Source organism: Mucilaginibacter phenanthrenivorans (genome assembly GCF_024721155.1).
In the GTDB taxonomy this organism is placed as follows: Bacteria; Bacteroidota; Bacteroidia; order Sphingobacteriales; family Sphingobacteriaceae; genus Mucilaginibacter; species Mucilaginibacter phenanthrenivorans.
The window spans coordinates 1-22,309 of record NZ_JAHVAP010000012.1 but is presented as its reverse complement, the minus strand read 5'-3'; the positions used below and the strand labels follow the sequence as shown (position 1 = coordinate 22,309).

Annotated in this window: 16 protein-coding genes; 12 read left to right on the top strand and 4 right to left on the bottom strand. The window is 41.7% G+C overall.

Going from position 1 to position 22,309, the window contains the following annotated elements; all coding sequences use genetic code 11:
• Positions 1 to 43: 43 nt before the first annotated feature.
• The 4 genes from KXD93_RS24210 (at position 44) to adhP (ending at position 4,813) form a co-directional block, all read left to right on the top strand.
• Complete coding sequence (locus tag KXD93_RS24210) at positions 44 to 469, top strand: Rossmann-fold NAD(P)-binding domain-containing protein (RefSeq protein ID WP_258139991.1); 426 nt, start codon at positions 44 to 46, stop codon at positions 467 to 469.
• 269 nt (positions 470 to 738) lie between these two features.
• Positions 739 to 1,707: a DUF542 domain-containing protein gene (locus KXD93_RS24205; RefSeq protein ID WP_258139990.1), complete on the top strand. Its 969-nt coding sequence runs from the start codon at positions 739 to 741 to the stop codon at positions 1,705 to 1,707.
• A 363-nt stretch (positions 1,708 to 2,070) separates the two neighbouring features.
• A complete protein-coding gene (locus KXD93_RS24200; RefSeq protein WP_258139989.1) occupies positions 2,071 to 3,474 on the top strand; it encodes an NAD-dependent succinate-semialdehyde dehydrogenase in 1,404 nt (467 codons plus the stop codon).
• Between the two features lie 304 nt (positions 3,475 to 3,778).
• Positions 3,779 to 4,813: an alcohol dehydrogenase AdhP gene (gene adhP / locus KXD93_RS24195; protein ID WP_258139988.1), complete on the top strand. Its 1,035-nt coding sequence runs from the start codon at positions 3,779 to 3,781 to the stop codon at positions 4,811 to 4,813.
• Positions 4,814 to 5,470: 657 nt separating this feature from the next.
• Here the strand turns inward: adhP and KXD93_RS24190 are convergent.
• On the bottom strand, positions 5,471 to 7,093 hold the full coding sequence (locus tag KXD93_RS24190; RefSeq protein WP_258139987.1) for a hypothetical protein: 1,623 nt from the start codon (positions 7,091 to 7,093) through the stop codon (positions 5,471 to 5,473).
• A gap of 184 nt (positions 7,094 to 7,277) precedes the next feature.
• Between KXD93_RS24190 and KXD93_RS24185 the strand changes: the two genes are divergently transcribed.
• From KXD93_RS24185 to KXD93_RS24150, 8 genes are all read left to right on the top strand, one after another.
• On the top strand, positions 7,278 to 7,883 hold the full coding sequence (locus KXD93_RS24185; protein ID WP_258139986.1) for an AAA family ATPase: 606 nt from the start codon (positions 7,278 to 7,280) through the stop codon (positions 7,881 to 7,883).
• A 117-nt stretch (positions 7,884 to 8,000) separates the two neighbouring features.
• Entirely contained in the window at positions 8,001 to 8,264 is a 264-nt protein-coding gene (locus KXD93_RS24180) for a hypothetical protein (protein ID WP_258139985.1), read from the top strand.
• A gap of 215 nt (positions 8,265 to 8,479) precedes the next feature.
• The gene (locus KXD93_RS24175; RefSeq protein WP_258139984.1) at positions 8,480 to 8,890 is read left to right on the top strand and encodes a plasmid mobilization protein; all 411 of its coding nucleotides are present in this window, start codon (positions 8,480 to 8,482) and stop codon (positions 8,888 to 8,890) included.
• Entirely contained in the window at positions 8,857 to 10,098 is a 1,242-nt protein-coding gene (locus KXD93_RS24170; protein WP_258139983.1) for a relaxase/mobilization nuclease domain-containing protein, read from the top strand. Before KXD93_RS24175 ends, KXD93_RS24170 begins: the two co-directional genes overlap by 34 nt.
• A gap of 9 nt (positions 10,099 to 10,107) precedes the next feature.
• On the top strand, positions 10,108 to 12,054 hold the full coding sequence (gene mobC / locus KXD93_RS24165; RefSeq protein WP_258139982.1) for a conjugal transfer protein MobC: 1,947 nt from the start codon (positions 10,108 to 10,110) through the stop codon (positions 12,052 to 12,054).
• A gap of 245 nt (positions 12,055 to 12,299) precedes the next feature.
• Complete coding sequence (locus tag KXD93_RS24160; protein WP_258139981.1) at positions 12,300 to 14,918, top strand: lanthionine synthetase LanC family protein; 2,619 nt, start codon at positions 12,300 to 12,302, stop codon at positions 14,916 to 14,918.
• A gap of 11 nt (positions 14,919 to 14,929) precedes the next feature.
• Positions 14,930 to 15,406, top strand: a complete 477-nt coding sequence (locus KXD93_RS24155; RefSeq protein WP_258139979.1) for a DoxX family protein — start codon at positions 14,930 to 14,932, stop codon at positions 15,404 to 15,406.
• 112 nt (positions 15,407 to 15,518) lie between these two features.
• The gene (locus tag KXD93_RS24150) at positions 15,519 to 15,818 is read left to right on the top strand and encodes a DUF6520 family protein (RefSeq protein ID WP_258139978.1); all 300 of its coding nucleotides are present in this window, start codon (positions 15,519 to 15,521) and stop codon (positions 15,816 to 15,818) included.
• A gap of 39 nt (positions 15,819 to 15,857) precedes the next feature.
• On the opposite strand, the gene KXD93_RS24145 is transcribed toward KXD93_RS24150, so the two are convergent.
• From KXD93_RS24145 to KXD93_RS24135, 3 genes are read right to left on the bottom strand one after another with little or no spacing between them, the layout of a single operon-like run.
• Positions 15,858 to 17,297: a TlpA family protein disulfide reductase gene (locus tag KXD93_RS24145; protein ID WP_258139977.1), complete on the bottom strand. Its 1,440-nt coding sequence runs from the start codon at positions 17,295 to 17,297 to the stop codon at positions 15,858 to 15,860.
• Between the two features lies 1 nt (position 17,298).
• Complete coding sequence (locus KXD93_RS24140; protein ID WP_258139976.1) at positions 17,299 to 18,687, bottom strand: RagB/SusD family nutrient uptake outer membrane protein; 1,389 nt, start codon at positions 18,685 to 18,687, stop codon at positions 17,299 to 17,301.
• Between the two features lies 1 nt (position 18,688).
• The gene (locus KXD93_RS24135; protein WP_258139975.1) at positions 18,689 to 22,174 is read right to left on the bottom strand and encodes a SusC/RagA family TonB-linked outer membrane protein; all 3,486 of its coding nucleotides are present in this window, start codon (positions 22,172 to 22,174) and stop codon (positions 18,689 to 18,691) included.
• Positions 22,175 to 22,309: the final 135 nt, after the last annotated feature.

Sequence of the window (22,309 nt, the reverse complement as noted above, 5' to 3'; positions counted from 1 at the left end):
CATTATCTATTAGCTGTATTTTTACCGGATAAATATATAGGTAATGAAAGCAGTAGCGTACGATATAGAACCATTCGAAAAGGAATTCCTGGCGCGGGCCAATCAAAAAAAACATGATATTACGCTTATAGCGAATCCTTTAAGCGATGCTACCATCAATTTCGCAGCGGGAAAAGACGCCGTTATTGTTTTTACTAATGATGGTATTTCTGCTTCGGTTATGGAAAAACTGGCCGGTCTGGGTATAAAATACATCGTCACACGCTGCGCTGAAAAGAACATTATTGACCGGGAAGCAACAGTAATCGATGGGATTAAAATCTCAACTATTTCATCTGATCTGTTACAAGAAAAAAGCAACCATGCTTTGCAGGAAATTGCCGATCAAACAATCAGAAACCTTGACTTATGGCAGCAAAATATGAGTACTTCAAAACCAGCATCTCCGCGAACAATCAGCCTCTTGTAATTATGCTACCCTGACCATTTAAGCGTCAAATATTACGTGGCATCCCCAGTCACACCAATTATTCCACCATGCGCTATTCAATTTAATATCCCCGCCGCTTTTATTTTAATACTTGTTGATTTGGCCCGCTCAACCGGAAAAGAATCATCCGGCGGTAAGTGTTTTTAAGTGGGGTTTCAGAAAATATATATCAACTAATGACGCAATAAGTGACCTTCGTCATTTGCCAGGCTTGTTTGCAGACTTAGCTTTGCGACCAAATTCTTGAAATGGAAGTACCGGAGATTGTTGATGTTGCCCTTATTGAACGAGGTTTAAAGCATTCTGTAATATTTAAAAAGTTTGACGCACTCAGGCCAGGATCATCAATTATTATCCGCATTGATGATGATCCCAAACCTTTATATGAGTATTTATTGGCGAAGTGCGGACAAACATTTAGATGGGAACCAGTTAAAAAGGAGCCATTGGTTTGGCAGATAAAAATTGTAAAAGGATTGCAAAAACACGATGAAGAGACCATTGGTGAGATAGTCGCCCGGGATTACGGCAAGGCAGCGATTTTTAAAAACTTAGGGATTGATTTTAGTTGCGGTGGCAAACGAACAATCGAAGAGGTATGTAAACAACATGGATTGGCTGCAAGCGAATTGTCCCTTATGTTAGCCGCCGAAACGCAGCCCTTGTTGACGCCTGACATGGATTTTCAAAGTTGGGATATTGGGTTTATGTGCAAATACATGGTTAAACTGCACCACTTGTATTTAAAGAGCAATACGCCGTTTATTCAGGAACTCTCAAAAAAAATAAGTAAAACCTATGGTGAAAAATACCCGGAGATTATAGAAGTAGTTGCGATTTTTGAGAAGATTAGTAAACTATTGATGCGAAGTATGGATAAGGAAGAGCAAAATATTTTCCCCTATATCATAACATTAAACGAAGCGTATAAGAGTGGCAGTGTTATTAAAGAGGCTGCATTTGGCCCTCTTTCTTTTTCGGTTTACCTCCTGGAAGCGGAGCATGAAAACCTTACCGAAGATTTCAGGATGCTTCGTACCCTGACAAGAAATTACCAGCTGCCACCGTATGTTCCGCATAGTTACGGGATACTCTATAAAATGTTGCAGGAGTACGAAGATGACATTTACCTGCACTTGCACCTGGAAAATAATATCCTCTTCCCCAAAGCTATTGAAATAGAAAATGAAATGCGGGAGAAAAAACGTATCCAATAAAGGCTTGTCGGGCTTATTGAATCATTTTTCGTATCTGTTTAGTAATCTGTTTTGCGCTATTTGATGAATTTGCTGCGCGGAATTGTCGGTCAATACCCACTCAGAGCTTCCAATCAGATAAACATGTGTGTCAACTGTTCCCAGAAATCGTCCGCCTCAACGCTAATCTGGTCAAATAATTCATCTATCTGACCCGAAAACTCCATTAGTTCTTTACTCATGGTAACTTATTTAATAATCTATACCAAATTTATTGGGATACAACATAATAACAAATGAGGAAGCTCACTGATATAATTGTTCTGTGTCATTTCTGCCGGACAGGCTGTTCCTAACTTTGATTAACCTTTAAAAAGCCATAAAATGGAAACAGTAACTAAAACATCACCGATAAAAACGGTGAACCCATTTAATAATGAACTTGTCAAATCTTTTGAAGTAATGAGTGATGAGCAGATCGAATTAAAGATCGCTCTGGCCGATGACACTTTTCAAACATGGAGAAAAACACCTAAAGCGGGGCGCGCACAGCTTTTGCGCCGGGTGGCTCACCTTATGCGCATCCGGATAAACCAATTGGAAGAACTGGCTACGCTGGAAATGGGAAAGCTGGTAAAAGAGAGTCGCGCAGAAGTGGAGCTTTGTGCCGCAATTTTTGACTATTATGCAAATAACGGTGAAAAGTTTTTGGCCGATCAGCCCCTGGAAACGCCCCAGGGTTCTGCCTTTCTGAGCTATGAGCCCATTGGTGTTTTGCTTAGCATACAACCCTGGAACTTTCCGTTCTACCAGATCACCCGTTCGGCGGCGCCTCATTTGATGGCAGGTAATACCATGCTGCTGAAACATGCCTCAAATGTGCCGCAATGTGCGCAGGTCATGGAGGATATTTTCCTGGAAGCGGGTTTCCCTCTGGGTGTTTACCAGAACTTATTTATTCCGGGCAACAAAATAGATGCCCTGGTAGCCGATAAAAGAATTAAGGCCGTAACGCTTACCGGAAGTGAGCCTGCGGGTTCTTCCATTGCAGCAGCAGCCGGAAAATACATTAAAAAATCTACATTGGAACTTGGCGGCAGTGACGCCTTTGTAGTGCTGGATGACGCTGACGCGGAACAAGCAGCAGAGGCGGCCGTGCGCGGCCGCATCTGGAATGCAGGGCAAGTTTGTGTATCGCCTAAAAGAGTGATTGTGGAGGAGGGCATTGCTGATGTATTCCTGGAAAAAGTAAAGACTAAATTCGCCTCGTTAAAGGTAGGCGACCCTATGGATGAGCAAACCGACCTGGCGCCTTTAAGCAGTGAAAAAGCGGTTGAAGACGTGATCAAACAGGTGCAAAAAGCAGTTGAACAAGGTGCGACCGTGATAGCGGGCGGGCACCGTATCGATCGGCCGGGCGCCTTTATGGAGCCGACCATTCTTTGCGACATCCAGCCCGGAACCGCCGCCTTCCAGGAAGAGATATTCGGCCCGGTATTCATGTTTTACAGAGTAAAAGACGAGCAGGCAGCCATTGACCTGGCAAATGCCACAGACTACGGTTTGGGAGGCAGCGTATTCAGCTCCAATAATGACAGGGCCATTAATGTGGCCAGGCAGATTGATACAGGCATGGTATACATCAATCATGTAACCGGTATTGCGCCTGAACTGCCCTTTGGTGGCACCAAACATTCGGGATATGGGCGGGAGCAATCGCCTGCTGCCATATACGAATTCGTTAATGCTAAACTGATCCGTGTAACCACGGCGGATAATGCCTATTAATTAAACTGAGGTTAGTTTATAATACGAAGACCCGCAACAAACAGCGGGTCTTCTTGTTTTAAGAGGGCCGCTTAATTATCAGATGCGTAAACCGCGACTGGAATCCCCACGGTAGAAAGAATTAATGATGTAAATCATTTGATACTATGATGTACGTCAGCGCTATTATTTGTTAATGGATGACCTTTACGGCGTACTGGCAAACTGATTGGATCATAGCGTTATATCTGTGCATTCATGAGGCTATTTTCTATTGCCGGGATAAATAATGAATACAATAACTGTGTACTATTAAATAAAACTTATGATACCTAAAAAAATGAAGGCAGCAGTGATTCACGCGTTTGGAGAGCCATTGCATATTGAAGAAATGCCGGTAAGGGAACCCGGTGAAAATGAGATCCTGGTTAAGGTAATTGTCTGTGGCGTTTGCCATACCGATTTACATGCTTGCCAGGGAGACTGGCCTGCAAAGCCGAAAATGCCTTTAATTCCGGGACATGAGGCCATTGGTTATGTTGTTGCTTTGGGTCGCAGCGTACAAAAAATTAAGGAAGGTGATATCGTAGGAGTGCCCTGGCTATATAGTGCTTGCGGCTGTTGCGATTACTGTTATACCGGATGGGAGACGCTTTGCGAGGCGCAGCAGAATGGCGGCTATAGTGTTGACGGCGGCTTTGCGGAATACGTGGTTGCAGACTCCAGGTATGTTGCACATTTTCCTCCAAATATAAATTTCACGGAAATGGCGCCGATTATTTGCGCCGGCGTCACCGTTTACAAAGGCTTAAAAGAAACTGCAGCCAGACCCGGAGAGTGGGTCGCTATTTCCGGTATTGGTGGTTTGGGACACCTGGCCGTTCAGTACGCGAAGGCAATGGGGCTGCATGTTGCAGCAATCGACATTGCCGGTGATAAACTGAAGCTGGCAAAAGATCTGGGTGCAGACCTTACCGTGAATGCCAAAGAAAAAGATCCGGGCGCGTACCTTAAAAAGGAAACAGGTGGTATGCATGGTGTACTGGTAACTGCGCCATCGCCGATTGCCTTTAACCAGGGATTAAGCGCGCTAAGGCGTAAAGGGGTACTTTCGCTGAACGGGTTGCCTGCCGGAACTTTTGATCTCTCTATTTTTAACACGGTCATTAACGGCACAACCATTAAAGGCTCCATCGTCGGAACACGAAAGGACATGGAAGAAGCCATTTCCTTTGCATTGGAGGGGAAAGTTAAGGCCACTGTTAATCCTGTTAAACTGGAAGACATCAATACGGTGTTTGATGATATGAAAAAAGGAGATATAAGTGGCAGGATGGTGCTTGAAATAGCCAAACCATAACTAAGGGCTATTCAAAAGTTAACTTATGATAGCAATAGGTATATAAAAGTCTGCTATAGCATCCGGAGGGACCGTGCCCGGACTAAATTTGCCTAAACGGATATACTTTAATTACAGATTTAAAGTGGCCCAACCTTTCGGACTGATCCATCAAACCTGAGTAGTTATGCGATTTTTTGAGCAAAAAAAACGCTTAAACCAAATGATTTAAGCGTTTTACGAAGCCTTGCGGCTCTTTTAGCGGAATGGACGGGACCCGAACCATTTCGTTAATGCATTAAATACCAGGTATTTATAATATCTAAAAACTATTAGTCACCGAGATAGTCACCGGATAACTTGAGGTAGTTTGCGTTGTTTTAAAGAACTTTTACAGATCAAATATACAAAAAAAGGAACCGAACTTTCAGTCATTATTTCAATTTTTCCTGATTCTTTTTACGTGATCAAGTAGTCGTACTGCTTATGTAATTCTATATGTACATAATTACATATCCTTTAAAACACATGCGACTTAAATAGTGGATAACTCAAATCTGTCACATAATTTCTAAATCTGTCGCAATTCTTCGTTGTGCGACAGATTTTTAATTTTTTGTCGCATATGTAATTGCATAAATCTATAATTATGTAATTACAAAAGGTAATCAGCCTTTCTTATTGAATGGTGAAATAGGGATGTTTTATAGTCTTGCTATTGTTGTCCTTATCTTTTAAAGTAATATCGCCAAATTCATAACCATCTTCCATAAATTCTTCCAAATGTCCAATAGTTATGGTTTTTACCGTCCCGTTGAAGATGTAAAATGTAGGCGTATTAACTATAAATAATCCATCTATTTTGTATGCTGACAAATCCAGGTCAGGTAGTTTACATAGCCTTTGGAAATGCTCCTGGATCAAACTAAGATTATCTGCTACGTATCTTAATTTCCTTTTCATTTGCTTCTCATATTTTTTGAAATGTGAGAAATCGTTGGAAAATCCGGTCATTTCATATCGCGCACGATGATATTTGCAGTCTGTAACTAATATTTTCTTGACAGCAGAATCGACAATGATGAAGTCAATCTCACCTGGGTTAGCGATGATATCAATCGTTACACCTTTGCTATTTATTAACTTTTCTATGTGATAGTCGTAACATACTTTCCTTTTATCTAAAATCTTAATAACCTCCTTTTCAAGTATCTTATCATGTTCATCGTGTTTAGACGATAGGTAATTTAAAAAACAGTCATTTAGCTTCCATTCTTCAGGTGCAAGTTGCCATTGAAAACCATTTGTTGCCATTACCAATATGCTTTCCTGCCATTTTTCGTCACCCACCCAAGCCCTCTCTTCACCATCCTTTTTTAAAATCAAAATAGGCCTGAACATATATCGGTGAAAAGATCCCGACAGGTAAACTGAGTTTTTAATGGTTAACTTATTATGTCTGGAAATAGTTAAACCTGCATAGAAGTTCCTGGCAGATTGTTCATCAACCCCATTATGTATAAGATTCTGAATAAGGGCTTCCGGCTGAATTGTTTGATACAGCGGGTAATCAGGCGCATGATGTCTTTTCATCTGAAATATTTGCCCTCCTGCAAAATCATAGTTAATTCCCATACAAATTTCCAACTGAGCCCTAAGCTCTTTAATAACTTGACTGTCTACAAGGCCCTCTTTAAATCCCTCCTGAAAAAACTTTTCCATAATACGGTAAACCTGATCGTAATGATAGTTGCGCTGCACTTTCACTTCAGAAGGTGCTACAACAATTTCAATGGGGTTTTCCATCATACGCTGTTCCGCGAGATGCTCAGAGTATGCGAATAGTCGCTCTCCCAAATACAATAAATCTTCGACTATCAATACAAATGATGTAACGACTTGGCGGGTTAAAGGTTCTTTATTAGTTATATAATCAATGTCACAGGTTTGTTCAAGAGCAAGTTTCAAAATGCGACGATTTAACGATAACGTATTTTCATTGATTTTTTCTTTATCAAAATTTTTTTCGGCCGTCCTATAATATAAATGGATCGATGATTCATGATTTTCAAAAAGATAATAGAGAAATCTTGTGTCCTGATTTGCGACTATGATTTGAATAAACTTATCAGCAGTCCAATCGTAACAGAAATTAAGAATTTCAGCAGTCAGGTGTTGTTCATTAAATGTTCCAGTACCGTATTTATCCGTCACTAAACCATAAAGTTGACCTGAAAAAATCTCCCGTGATCTTTGGCCATAAGTAATAAATAACCGTTTGTCGGATGTGATTTGAAGCATCTAACAATATCTGCTTTTAAAAATGAAATTCAATTTGAGAAATCTCTTTTATGCAAAAAAAAACCGCCTCCGACTCGGATAACATCGGAGTCTTTTGCGATACCTTACTGCCACCTTTGCTATGTAATTCTCAAAATACAGAATTACAGAAATATGTATTTACAGCGATTTAGATTTATGTAATATGGCAAAGATCATCACAGTAGCGCACCAAAAGGGTGGCGTAGGAAAAAGCACGATGGCCCTTAATCTGGCATTGTGCTTTCAGGATCAATTAAGGGTGGCCCTAGTTGATTCAGATTTACAGGGAAGTATTTATCATGTAAAAGACGATTTTCCGGGATTAGCGATTTTATCCGCTGAGCAGATCAGCGACATTCCTAATTTAGACTATGACCTGATAATAGTGGACACCCCTCCTTACTTGTCAAACAAATTAACCGAGTTATTTCAATTTTCGGATTTTGTATTGGTTCCTACGAAGGCCGGCTTTTTTGATGTCATGGCAGTCCGGTCAACGCTCACCCTGATCAAATTTTCGCAGGCAAAAAATCCACAGTTAAAAGCAGGCATTGTATTGAACATGATCAAACCACGATCTGCTATTACCAAAGATATAAAGGAGCTGCTGCAGAGCCTTGGAACCCCGCTTTTAAAAACGATGGTTCATGACCGGGTAAGCATCACGCGCTCCTCAATGACATCCGGTATCCTCCAATCAGCGGATGTTAAAGCAAAAGAAGAAATCACTTCCCTTGCGGAAGAGATCGTTGACTATATCAGTGCATAAATACATAAAGACAGTTTTATGCAATTTCAAGTTTCTGCATTTATGTAAATACAGATTTATGTAATTGTGTATTTACGGTTTATTGCAAATATGTAATTACATCATAGTCGCTTAGTCATGGAAGAATATAAAAACAAGTTGGGTAACCTGGCCACCAAATTAAAGTCGGATACGCCTAAAACGCCTATTCAGGAAGTGCACCCAGTAAAACTGAGAGAGGTGGAAAAGGAAGAAGAGGCCCAGCTAAATACATGGATACCGAAAGGCTTGCTAAAGCGGATGAAGTCCTATGGCATCGATCAAGATCTATCTTTAAAGGACATCAACATACTCGCCCTTAAATTCTTTCTCGATGCAAAAGCACCGCAGGTTGGAACTTGAAAACCATTGCGATATGCGCATTTGGACAGGATCTTAATTAGTTAATAATGGAGGATTTGATAAGGGCTGATGACCTTTCCGAGGACTTAAACTGCTGTCTTTTTGCAGTTAGCAAGATGTACGTTTGTACCACAAACGAATCTTGCCCTCTACTCCGAAGTCGTTTCGGGACCATCGTCAAACCCTCCGAAGTCGGTTTGTTTAAACTTTTTAATATGGAAGAAGGTAATGAAAATCGTTCAAAGTGGATCAAGGTTCGCCTGAAACCAAGTGAAGAAGAACAGCTAAATAAAAGCTTTAAAAAATCCACTTTTCAAAATTTGAGCGAGTTCGGCAGAGCGATGATCCTGGGTAAGCCGGTAACTGTTATTCACCGGGACAAATCAATGGATGAAATGTTGGAGGAACTGGCTTTGCTAAGACGTGAATTAAACGCTATCGGCAACAATTTAAACCAGGCTGTCCGGAATATTAATAGTGCGCATGGTTTCCCAGATACACGTTTATGGATGAATTTATTAACGATAATTAACGGAAAACTGGAACCATCAATCAGCGAAATTAAAGAACGTATGAATAAATATTCTGACCTATGGTCGCAAAAATTAAAAGTGGAAAGAGCCTGATCGGCGCTTTGAACTATAATGAAAATAAGGTCAAAGCCGGAAAAGCAAAATTGATTGCCGTGAGCGGCTATGTTAAAAGTCACGAGAAGCTATCATTTTATGATAAACTTTTCCGGCTTACAGACCTAGCCGGAAGGAATTTCCGGACTAAAACAAATACGGTCCATCTTTCACTAAACTTTGATATAAGCGAGCAAATTGATGATGATAAGTTGACAGCCATAGCCGATGTATATATGAAAAAGATCGGATTTGAATGCCAGCCATATTTGATCTATAAACATTTCGATGCCGGTCATCCGCACATACATATTGTTACGACAAACATTGAAGCCGATGCAAACCGCATCAGTCTGCATAATATCGGCCGCTTAGTTTCAGAACCTGCAAGAAAGGAAATAGAGTTAGAATTTGGGTTGATCCAGGCCGAGTCCAAAAAAAATCTTAATAAGCAAATCGACCCAGCTCAAGTAAAACCATTAGTATATGGTTCAACTGATACCAAAAGAACGATGACAAATATTGTGAACGAAGTAATTCATCAATACAAATTCACGAGCCTGCCTGAGTTCAACGCGGTATTGAAACTATACAATATAGAGGCTGACCGCGGAGCCAAAGAATCTGTCATGTACGACAAGGCGGGGTTGCGTTATTGGGCTTTAGATAACCAAGCAAAAAGGGTGGGTGTGCCTATTAAAGCAAGTGCAATTTATAGCAAACCAACGCTTAGATTATTGGAAGAGCGGTTCCTGTTAGGAGAATATTTGAGAAAGCCCTTTAAAGATAAGGTCAAGTCCAGAATTGACAATGCCATTTCGAAGGCATCCACTAAAGATCAATTCATTGATGAATTGAAAAAGCGCGGTATTAAAGGTATGTTCCGCGAAAATGCAGAAGGCAGGATTTATGGTGTGACTTATGTTGACCTTGAAAACAAGGTCGTTTTTAACGGCAGTGAGCTTGGTAAGAATTACAGTGCCGCTTCTACTATTAACACGGTACAAAATAACGCCGAAACAAACAGCCAATATTATGGAAGCATTGGCGATCAAGGAAAAGATCTTCAAATTGAAAATACACTTGAATCAAATAGCAAATTCTCACGATCAATTTTGGACGAGCTGCTTAGCCCAACGGATCTATCTGGCAGCGAAAACCTATTCGAACGCCGGAAAAAGAAAAAACGTAGGAAGATAAATCTTTAATTAAAAGTTATGCAAACAGGTGAAAATGAACAAGCGCTCAGAAAGATCATGGACTTTACCAGATATTTAGGTATACTGATATTGATCCTTCATTTTTATTTCAGCTGTTATGGTGCAATTGAACAAATGCACTTGACATACCCGATTGTCAATCGAATATTAGTCAACATTTATAAGCTTCCTGTTTTTAGAAATTCAATGCTGACAAAATCGCTTGCTATCGTCTTTTTGATTGCCTCGCTGATTGGTAGTAGAGGGAAGAAAGATCAAAGTGTTCGTTTAGCCAATGCAATAACCTATATAATACTCGGCTTATTGTTTTATTATTTAAGCGGCATTCTATTCAGTCTACGTTTGTCGATTTTGGCAATTGGGGCCATTTATATCAGCGTGACAAGCCTCGGGTTCCTTCTTTTCATTTCTGGGGTCAGCCTATTGTTCAGGATCATTAATGTCAATTTAACGGGAGACATTTTTAATAAGGAAAACGAAACGTTTCCACAGGAGGAGCGCCTGCTGGAAAATGAATATTCGGTAAACCTGCCTGCTGAATATAATCTCAAAAATAAGAAAAGGCGGAGCTGGATAAACCTAATCAACCCGTTCAGATCACTGCTGGTTTGCGGGGGACCAGGAGCGGGCAAATCGTATTTTGTAATTCGGCATGTAATTACACAGCATATTAAAAAGGGTTTTAGCATGCTGATCTATGATTTTAAATTCCCTGATCTCTCAATCATTGCCTATAATGCCTTACTAAAGCATGCAGGAAATTATAAGAAAAAGCCCAGTATTTGGTTTATCGATTTTGATAAGATCAAACACCGCTGCAATCCATTGGAGCCGGGAAGCATGACAGACATCACAGATGCCATGGAATCATCCCGTACTTTTATGCTCGGGTTGAATCGCGAATGGATCAAAAAGCAAGGTGACTTCTTCGTAGAATCTCCGATCAATTTTGTCACTGCACTTATTTGGTTTTTGAAAAAGTATCAGGATGGTAAATATTGTACGCTACCTCACGCGATTGAATTAGCTCAGGTAGATTATAAATACCTGTTTGCGTTGCTGAAAATGGAACCTGAAATTGAAGTGTTGATCAATCCATTTATATCTGCCTGGCAAAACGAGGCGTATGATCAGTTGGAGGGGCAGGTAGCCAGCGCAAAGATCAGCATGGCCCGCCTGGTTTCGCCGGCACTATATTACGTGTTGTCGGGAAATGATTTCAACCTGGATCTAAATAACCCGGAAGATCCAAAAATCATTTGCATGGGTAATAACCCAATGAAACAGCAAGTTTACGGTGCGGTATTATCTCTCTATATTTCAAGAACGATAAAGCTGGTAAATCAAAAAAACAAGCTGAAGTGCAACTTGGTTTTTGATGAGTTTCCTACCATATACTTTAACAATATGGATAGCCTTATCGCTACGGCACGTTCTAATAAGGTTGCTACCACGCTCGCCGTACAAGATTATAGCCAGCTCAAAAAGGACTATGGTCGCGAACAGGCGGAGGTGATCATGAATATAGTCGGCAATATTATATCAGGCCAGGTTACAGGTGATACCGCAAAACAATTGAGTGAACGGTTTGGAAAGATTATGCAGGAGCGTCAAAGTGTAACCATTAATAGTCAGGATACTTCAATTAGTAAATCAACACAACTGGATTTTGCCATACCTGCTTCAAAGATAGCTACGTTATCGTCGGGAGAATTTGTCGGGCTCGTTGCTGATAACCCTGATAACAAAATAGACTTGAAGGTTTTTCATAGTTCGATCATTAATGATCATGACGCCATTAAGACTGAGGAGAATGGATATATGAGCATACCGGAGATTAGAAAAACGGATAGTGATATGCTCATGGCCAATTACTTGAGTATAAAAAATGATATCCAAAACATCGTGATTCAGGAACTTACTTCAAAAGAGCCGCGAGCCTAGTTTATACAACTTCAGGGAGTAAAGGGTTGCGATAATTTTAATGGCCGCTTAGTTGAAATAACTGCATTTATGAATTTTTTCTCCTTACGCTATGCGTAAGTGCTGATTAATCAATAGTTAATACCCATAAATTTCTACTACCCTTTTGTCCCTGTTTCGGTCATAATATATGGCGTTATTTTACTTCATATAATTCATTTAAAGTTTATGCTGTGTAAGTCATAAACATAAGCGAATACCTACATATGAAAAGGGAAGTAAATCAGGACAGCGATGTATCAGTTTATACTACGTCACCAGCAAGTCTTAAAACTGAGGAGTTTTTTGATTATGAGTTAATAATTGTTAACCAAGGCATAACCTATTGTTTTACTAAACCTTATATCGTAGTTGGCAAGCATACACTCAAAGAAGGCTGGCTGATTCATGTCTCAATCGTCCGCCAGCAATTTATGCTTGCTGCCCCTCAAATTATCAGTGAATTATTGAATGCTCAGGTATCGTTTCTCATGCCGTCTGGTTCGTTACTGCATAACGAAATTCTTGACGGCCGAAGGGGATTAGATCTTGTAGGTAAGGTGATATCGGTAATATCTATGGATGTAAACCAGGTAAAACATCTTACCAAAACTTTAATCGGGTTGACGAATGATTTAAAGGGTCCGGAAGTTCTTGATGCGGCCGGCATTTCTGCTTGTGTTTATCTTTCTTATGGAACATTAATCCCCGGGGAATCAAAATTAAGAATCAGGAGAGGTATACCGGTCAGTGGTACAAATATTCTTATTGATCATTTAAAGGCGCGAAAAATTGACTGGCCTTTCAATGACCTGTTGCCTCTAAAAAAAGAAAAGACCACCCGACTCATAGCACGCCGTTATCTGCCCCTGCAGCAAATTAAAAATGACCCCAAAGGATCAGTTTGGAAATGCATTAAACTAAACCTGATTTATAATAGTGAATTGTGTTTGTTGAAACAAGGCAATCCACACCAATGCTTTGACGATTCAGGGCGGGACATCCGGGATAGGCTGAATTGGCAGTTCGAGGCGCAGAAAAAACTAATTCGAGCGGTGCCCTTGCCTCAAATAAAGGAGATTTTTGAGTATGACCATAGAACTTATTTATCAATGGAGTTTCTTGAAGGAACTTCATTGAGCGATATCGTAACCTCGATCTTCTCAGGCAAAAACTGGATTAATCAGGAAGCTCGCCAACAATTCGAATTATTGTCCCTGACGACGAAGGTCATAGACATCATTGCGAATCTCCATCGACAGGAGTTTTTGCATCGGGATTTGAATCCGGATAATTTTATTGTTTTACCTAATGGAAAAGTGTATCTCACAGATCTGGAATTGTGCTACTCAATAGCACTTCAACTTCCCAGTCCACCATTTTTACTTGGAACACCCGGATATATTTCTCCTCAGCAACAGAATTCTTTGCCCCCGCAATACAGTGATGACATATACAGCCTGGGAGGGATTTTAATCAAAATATTTACAGGCTTGCCACCTTTAAAGTTCAGTACGCAAAACACCTGGTATTTGGCAGAACAACTTAAACATTTCTTCCCCAATAAAGCGATTTGTCGTTTGATCGAAGCATGCCTGCACCCGGATCCTACAGAAAGGCCTACATTATATTTCATTAATAAAACGATTGAATCGTTTCAATCAGATGTAAGTTCAGCAGGAAGTTCACCTCTGCCCTCAATTGACCAATACATAAGTACGCAAACCATAAAGGAAGCCGTCAAAGCTTTGGCCACACCGCTTTTCATTGACGATAAATTACACTGGCTATCAGAAAGTTTTGGTTTAGCTGAAGGCCGGTGGGGTATGATGTATGCCCTTGCTAAATATGCAAGGACTGACCTGTTTGACAGTGAAGATGAAAGTATGGTGCGACATCACCTGCGCGAAATGCTGCAGTTAGAAAATTTAAAAAAGAACGAGGTTCAGGGCAATTTCTTTCCCGGTAAGATTGACTTAATAGTGTCCACTGCAGCACTTTCAGTGGCAAAATTATTGCCTGGAAATTATACTACTGAATCGGCGCTTGATTTATTAGATGTGTCACCAATTTACCTGGGGTTAAAGAATGGCTTATCTGGTCAGGGGCTGACTATTTTAAATTACCTGCATGACATAAACTCACGCGAGGCCTATGGTCGGTTGAACGATATCATTCAAACAATATTAGCTCGGCAAGAGGCCGACGGGTCCTGGCTACTGGATGACGAGGATACGAGGAACTCTCGGGTAAAGGTGCCGGGCTTATTTCACGGCATTGCAGGTATTGCTCTTTTTTTGTTTTCCTGTGCGGCTAAACTGGATCATCATAAAGCAGGCGAAGCTGCCCGGAAAGCGCTGTCATACCTGGCAGGAGCCAGAACGCTGCAAAATGGACATCATATATGGACGGTAAACCCAAACGTTTCGAACGCTAATCCCTGGGTGGAATGTGGGTTTACGGGAATTGCCTATGTTTTCATTCAGGCTTACCGATATTTTCAGGACCCTTTGTACAAAGAAATCGCGAGTGAAGCGCTGCTGGCACACCCGACATTTATTTCAAGCTATTTTGCAAGTTTTTCCAACGGCTTAGCCGGTCTTGGCGAGGTATATATCGAAGCTGGCCTGGTATTTAACGAAACGGAATGGCGGGAACGGGCAAACCAAATCGCATTGTTTTTCCATCATACAGGCAACAGGTCTAAAAACGGTTTTCACTATTGGCATCCTGACGATTACCTCGAACAAAAGGTTGGCCTTTGCGACGGACATGCGGGCATATTGCACTTTTTAATACGCCAGTCAGATCCGGACAAATTTAGTTTCCCGCTATTACAAGTTTAATAAATTGAGTCATGAAAAAAGAAGTATTAATTGAGGTAATCACAGCACTAATGATCTTATTATTCCTATATGCCAGCTTCAGCAAGCTGGTTAATATAGCCGCGTTTGTGCATTCGATGCAGAATCAACCTTTCCCAAAATGGTTTGCGACATTAATTGTTTGGACGCTCCCTGCGACAGAAATCGCCGTTTCGGCAATGCTTGTTTTTGAAAAGACGAGGTTGTTGGGGTATTATTTGTTCATCGGACTCATGAGCGCATTCTCGCTTTACATCGGCGCTATTCTACTTCATTTCTTTCCTTATGTGCCATGTACCTGCGGCGGTGTTATCCAATTACTCGGCTGGTGGCAGCACCTCGTATTCAATTTAGTATTTGTGTTCCTGGCAGCATTCGGGCTTTACCGCTTAAAAAACGGCGCAATCAGTCATAAAATCGAAGTTGCAAGGTCTCTCAAATTAACAACTGGTGAACATAAAAATAGTTGAACACTTACCATATGCATCTAAAGTATGCTTGACAAGATATTTCACGCGCGAAATCAGGTTTGAACCGGCACCTGGGTAACAACCGGCAGATTAAATTTAAAACCATAATTTTATGAAAAAGTTAAAAATCGGCCTGATGGCCATGGTCTCAGTTACTGGTATCGGCAGTGCTTTTGCATTTAATGCACCCAAACACAATGCTGGAACAACGTATTACGCCATTCAAACTACTGGCGCCCATGCCAAATGGACGGCGGTACATCCGTCCGGACCAGGCGTGGCTTGTAATACGCCAACGCAAAAGTTAAATTGTACCATCACCTCAACCAGCAGTGGTGTCACCAGTTTGCCGGATGATACCTATCCTGCGCAATTCACTAAAACAAATCCTGCGCCGGATGCATACAATTGATAACAAAAGAAGTGGTTGCCCGCAGGCAACCACTTCTTCTTACCTGATAGCAGATTCGATTAAATCGGTCAGGTCGCCCCCGTTATCGCCTCTCGGGTCCTTTGGATTACGCATCATTTTGCCATCTTTATCAATGATGATTAAGGTTGGGTAGCCTGAAGCCGTTACATCAAAGTTGCGTATAGTCGCATCCTGATCACCGCGGCCTGTTGTGTAGAGATCAAGTCCTCCCTTCGTGGTATAGAGTCCGGATCGTATTCCTCTCAACCAGCGTTCTTTTTCTTTATCGACATTAATGCTGATAAAAATGACCGGCTTGCCTTCAAACTTATTTTCTATAGTTTTAAGGTAAGGCTCAATATCCCGACAATTGCCGCAGCCATTAAACCAAAAGTCCAGCAGGATCACTTTTCCCTTGTAGTCGGATAGGCGATGCATCCTTCCATTTGTATCGGGCAGCTCAAAATTGAAAGCCTGTTTTCCGACTTGGTGGTTGGCAATCAGTTTTTGTAATGCTGCATGAAGATCAGCCGCTTTCACATAGCTTAGCGCATCTTCGGCGAGTCCGGTAAAATCAGTTGTAGACTTCGTGTTTTGATAAAGCAGCTGGACAACCAGGCGCTCTCTAAGTAAGCCTTTATAAGTGGCTTTGATATCATTGTATGCTTTTAGTAAATTGATTGGTTTACTGGCGCTATAACAGGAGTCATAAGTGTACTGTGCATTAATTCCAAATGCCAGATTGAAACTATATGCTGATTCGTTAAACGCATATAAACTTTTACGATCAATTACGTTCTCAGGAAGATCTGGATGGCAATTTTGAAGGCTATCTATAACTTGTCTGATTATCTCGCTGGAACTGTAGTGCAGAACATAAAACCTGGCGAGATAATCGCCCAAGATATCAGCTTCAAACATCCTTGCCATGGCGGGACTAACCAAAGTTTTGTTGTTCCTTAAATATTTTATTTTTTCCAAATAAGCCGTATCCGCTTTAAAGGCATAGCTACAAAAACCATTTGAACTTGCGTGACTGATTGGGACATCATATTTGAAGTATAGGGCATCAATGTGATCGGCGACTTTAAATTTAAAAGATCCTTTCCCGGAGAAATTCAGTTTGCCGTTCGATTCGGTCAATACAATGTTATCACCGGCCTCTAAATAATAATTATAATTCATCCTACGATATACATCGAGACTCAGTGGGAGATCAATCCGGTTGAGTTTTACATGAAACCGCATAGGGAAATTGCCCACCGGTATTTTGAATCGGGCCACATGATTAACCAGTTTTTGTGCGTAGATCCGCTGAATTCCGGGAATTATCGGTGTTCCGTATTTATCACTTACAAGGTTTACGGCTTCATCACTGTTTAAGCTGTATAATTTACAGGTAATCGTGGCATATTGTTGTTGAGCTGACGCTTGCAGCATAAGTAAGCAGCAGGCAACAGTGTAAAGTGTCTTTTTCATATTATCTTTCATTTTGAGGCATATTGGTTAAGGCGATTTCATTGTCAGGAATGGGCCAGGCATATCGGTTGTCATTGGGTGGCAGCGTGTACGTCACCCCGTTAATAATCCTTTTAAGGGTGGTGGCGAACCTTGGGTCTTTGTTCAGCCTTCTTAAATCCGTCCATCTCAGCCCGCGGTAAAGCAGTTCTTTTCGCCGCTCGTTTAAAATCTGAATCAAGGCATCGTCTGAAGAACTTGCTGTAAATGGAATAAATGTCCCTTTCGCCCAGCGGGCCACCATAAGGGAGTTCAGCGTATTCATCGCATCATCCGGATTACCAAGCCTCGCCTGGCATTCTGCCTTATTCAGGTATAGTTCATCCGTAGCGATCCCGCTATAGTTGAAGTACTTATAATCATAATTGCCGCGAAAATAGGGTGAGCCGTTTTTGATACGGTAGAAGACCGATTTACGGAGATCATTAGGCGCGTAAGAGTGATACAAAGGCGTGTCGGTAATTGACAGATAACTGATGGTAGTAACGGAATGGCTTTGCAGTACGCAATGAAAAATATCTTCCGGTAGGTACGTGGAACTGATATTATACGCGCCGGGCCTGAGGACGTTAAAATCCATCAGGGTTGAATACTGGTTCAGGGCAAGGTTCGCACAATCGAGGGCCTTTTGATAATTACCTAAAGCGAGGTATACCCGTGATAGAAAACCGTTGGCAGCAGCCTGTGAGGGTTGTGTTTTAAACGGCGTTGTAACCGGCAGTAAATTAACGGATGCCTGCAGGTCGGAAATCGCCTGATTATAGCCTTCCTGGATACTGGACCTGACGGATTTCTGGTTGAGGTCTGATGTCAGTCGCAACGGGATGCCGAGGTCTGACCCGGCGGTCTTACTATCATATGGTAAAGAAAAGGTTTGTAAAAGGGTATAAAACGCTTTACCGCGGAAGAATAACGCATCTCCTTTTAATTCGTCAGCCTGAGTTTGCTGGTCCTTGGAAACGGAAATAAGAGGCAGGTTGTCTAACACGGTATTTGCATAATATACCTGCGAATAAGTCAGGCTCCAATCTGATACGTTTTGCCCGGCGTCATAAACATTTTTTGCCCAGATATAGCCATTCCTGTCAATTGTTGTCGATAATCCGGTCCAAACCGCGTCTGTAACAAAGAAATCATCTGTTCCTATTTCCCCCAAGCCGGGATCTGTTGTATTAAAAACCTGTTCGTTGTGTATGAGGTTAACCAGATCGGTCAACGTGTTTGGTATAAAGAGTTGCTGATCAGGTTTCGCGGCAAGGAAGCGATCTTCTTTCTTGCAGGCCGTTAGGGTTAAAAGCCAACCCGCGAAAACCAAAATATATTTGATAGAAATATTACTTGAGTTTTTCATTTTAAGGGGTTATTTTAAATCCAATGGAAAATGTAGTTGGTAAAGGATACTGCGATAGATATGATCCGACCAGGAGGTCCGGATCCAAACCATCATGGTTCGCCCGCCATATAATGCCTATGTTGTTGATATAGCTGTATAGCTGCAAATGAGAAAAAGGCAAGTGCTTTACGCTGGCTTTATCCCAACCGTAGCTCAGGGTAAGGTCCTGAAACCTGATGTGATCACCCCTGTCAATAAGCGCAGATGAATAGTAGTAGAAGTCATCACGGGAGTTATCGAACGGAGGAGGTTGGTAGGATGGAACATTGGTATTTACCTCATCTCCTGGTTTCTGCCAGCGTTTAAAATAATCTTTGTTCCCATCGTAGGGCAAGGCAGACGAGGTATAGGATTGTCTTCTAAAATAATAATCCAGTTTGTAGGTAAAATTCAGTGATAAGGATAATTGCCCATAACTGAAGGTATTACGAAACGAACCAAAATATAACGGGCGCGCAGAACCGTTATACACCATATTGCTGAGGGTCGTTCCATTGATAATGGCATTATAATCAGTGGTTAATTTCCCAGTAGCATCATAGCCCTGCGGATTTCCGGTGTCGTGCGTTAATCCTCCCCAGCGATAGCTGTAGATCCCAAATAAACTTTTTCCTTGCAGCGGGGTAACGCTGCTGGCATTGCCCGTAACGACATAGTCATTACCACTCATCTCAGTGCCATATCCGGTTACTTTATCGGTAGCATGGCTGAACAGGAATGACGCGTTCCAGCCGAATGAGCCTTTTTTTAGGTTTGCATTGATCTGGATATCAAAGCCGTGGCCTTCAATATCTGCATTATTCCCAAAGAAGGAAGTTAGACCTGTAGAAGGTGCGAGCGGGCTGTATCCGAAAAGATCATTCCCTTTTTTCAGGTAATATTCCAGGGCTCCGCTGATGATATTGTTTTTTAAGGAGAAGTCCAGTCCGAGATTGATCATCCTGATCTTTTCAAATCGTAATTCAGGGTTACCCGGATTGATGATCAGGTCAAATGGTATGGGTGAATAAGGATTCAGGTTGTAAAACTCCCGGATAGTTGTTTGAGCTGTGGCATTTGTATTCACATTGCCATTCAGCCCGTAGGTGCTTCTGATTTTTAAATATGGCAGGGCCTCAACCTTATAAAAAGGCTCTTTGCTCAGGTTCCAGGAAAAGCCGCCGGAATAAAGCGGTACGGCCTTCTGGTTGGTGTTTACGCCGAAAAGATTCGATTTATCAATACGTCCACTCGCCGATAGTGTATATCTGCCGAGATAGGTATAGGCAGCATTGGCATAGTAAGATATATAGCGGTTCGTTGTCTGTGAAAGCGATAAGATCGTGGGTATCTTTCCGCCACCGCCATCAGTAAAATTGTAATTTGTGGTATAGTCAATCGATTGGTTACTGGCCGCTGTTGTGGCCTCGTAGCCATATATGGTATTACCATTCCCGGATAACACCGTACTGCGGATTTCAGCACCTAAAATGGCAGTCAACTCGTTACCGGGGTTAAATGTTTGGTGGTAATTGATTTGCCCCCGCACGGTGTTGGTACGCAGCAAACTATTTCCCTGCTCCAATATGCCGTCGGCAGGGATTGGGTATGTCAGGTTACCGCCGCTGCCGATTTGTGTAAATTGGTTGATGAGGCTGCGTGCGTAATACGTATTCAGGCTGTAATCATTTTCGGCGTGGCTGCTTTCCCTTAAATACTGGTAGTTGATTGAGGCGCTTAAGTATTTCAGGAAGTCATATTTTGCCCCGAATTGCAATCTTGCACTGTTCGTCTTTACGGTATTGTCTGCATCGTTTAATTCATCTACAGGTTTATAACTCCAATCCAGCAGTTTTCCTGATCCAACTGAATCGAGAAATGATTGAGGATATTTGTGAATGATGGCTAAAGGATTGCCGCTGGCGTCAGCCAGCTTTGCGTACGGGTAAATGGTGTTGTGGCTACCGAAGGTCAGCTGACCGATAGTGTTGTCATTTGTGGATGAGGATTGGACATAGTTAATGTTTGAAGAAAGTGTAAGACCGGGCAAAACATAATAATTATAAGTCGTGCTGATCGTCTTCCTGTCATTTTGATTTTTAATTAAATTGCTTAAGCCCTTATCATACCCAACGCTGATATAATAATCATCGTTAGCTCCGCCGCCCTTTAGACTTAAAGCATATTGCTGACTGACCGATTTGCGATAGAAATATTTGCTGAGATCGCTTCGGACATCATTCTGAGCAAGCGACGCTATTTGAGCTTCTCCGGCAGCCTTGTTCAATGTACCGGCACGCTCGTCCGCCAGAAGTTGAACGACTGGTGAGACCGGCGCTATCCTGCTCAAGTCGCCATCATAATATCCTGCATTAAAAAGGTTTCGTTCAATGGAGATGAACGTACTGGATGGCAAATAATTCGGATTGTATTTAAGATCGGGATTGGTGCTTAGGGTGATATTGGCGTTGAACTCTGCTTTCAGGGATTGGTTCCGTGAACCTTTTTTTGTTGTGATAACTATTACACCGTTTCCCGAACGAACGCCCCATATAGATGCAGCTGCCGCATCTTTCAGGACAGTAATGTTTTCTACGTTGTTTGGATTGATAGTGCTGAGATCACCATCATATGGAAAGCCGTCCAATACTACCAACGGTTGACTATTCGCAAACAAAGTGCTGTTACCCCTTATGCTTATATCTGCCAGCCCCTGTGAACTATTCGCCGTATTACGGTTAAATAGCAAACCAGGGACTACTCCCTCAAGCCGACTCAGCAGATCGGGGCTCACACGGCGATTCAGTAATTCATTATCTACTGTTGCAAAACTACCGGTAGCTCTGTCCTTTGGTATGGTTTGATAGCCTGTGGAAATTACGCTGATCTCTTTTAGTTTAGCAGTACTTGAGCTCAAAGTGACCTGCAGGAAGGATTCGTCCTTTTCTGCAATAAATGTAAATGAGGCATATCCTATAAACGTAACCTCCACTTCATCACCTTTTATTGCCGCTATCTCGAAGTGGCCATCTGCATCGGTAAAAGAAGTTTTAGCAGAATTTTTGATTTTGATAGTAGCCCCTGGCAAAGGTGTGCCTGCTGTGTCCATTACCCTGCCTTTTATTTTGATTGGCAGGCCGGCATCATTTTTGTTTTTTGCGGCGGAAGCCGGGGCCTTTTTGGTGACGACCACCATTTTCTCCTGGATGACGAAGGATAGTGGCTGATCTGAAAATATGATATCGAGCGCAGCTTTTAAATCTTCTTCCTGTACATGGATGGTTACTGATTTTGCTTGTTTGAGGTTCTCCGTAGATACCAGAAAATCATAACCGGTTTGTTCACTGATCTTTTCAAAGACTTTGTTCAAGGGGGAATTCTTTTCAGACAAGGTGATCTTTTGAGAAAAAGCGTTTGCACTAACCTGGAGAATCGCCGTGACTAAAATGAGGGTCGTTAGCTTCATAATCAACAGGATATTAGAGGCACAGCCGGGAAGCTGCACCAATTTTTTTGGGTAAAAATTGTACATTTGTTTTGAGCATGGTTATGCGTCGTGCCATTCATTTTCCAAGATGCGGGGGCACTTCGCGGTTCGTTA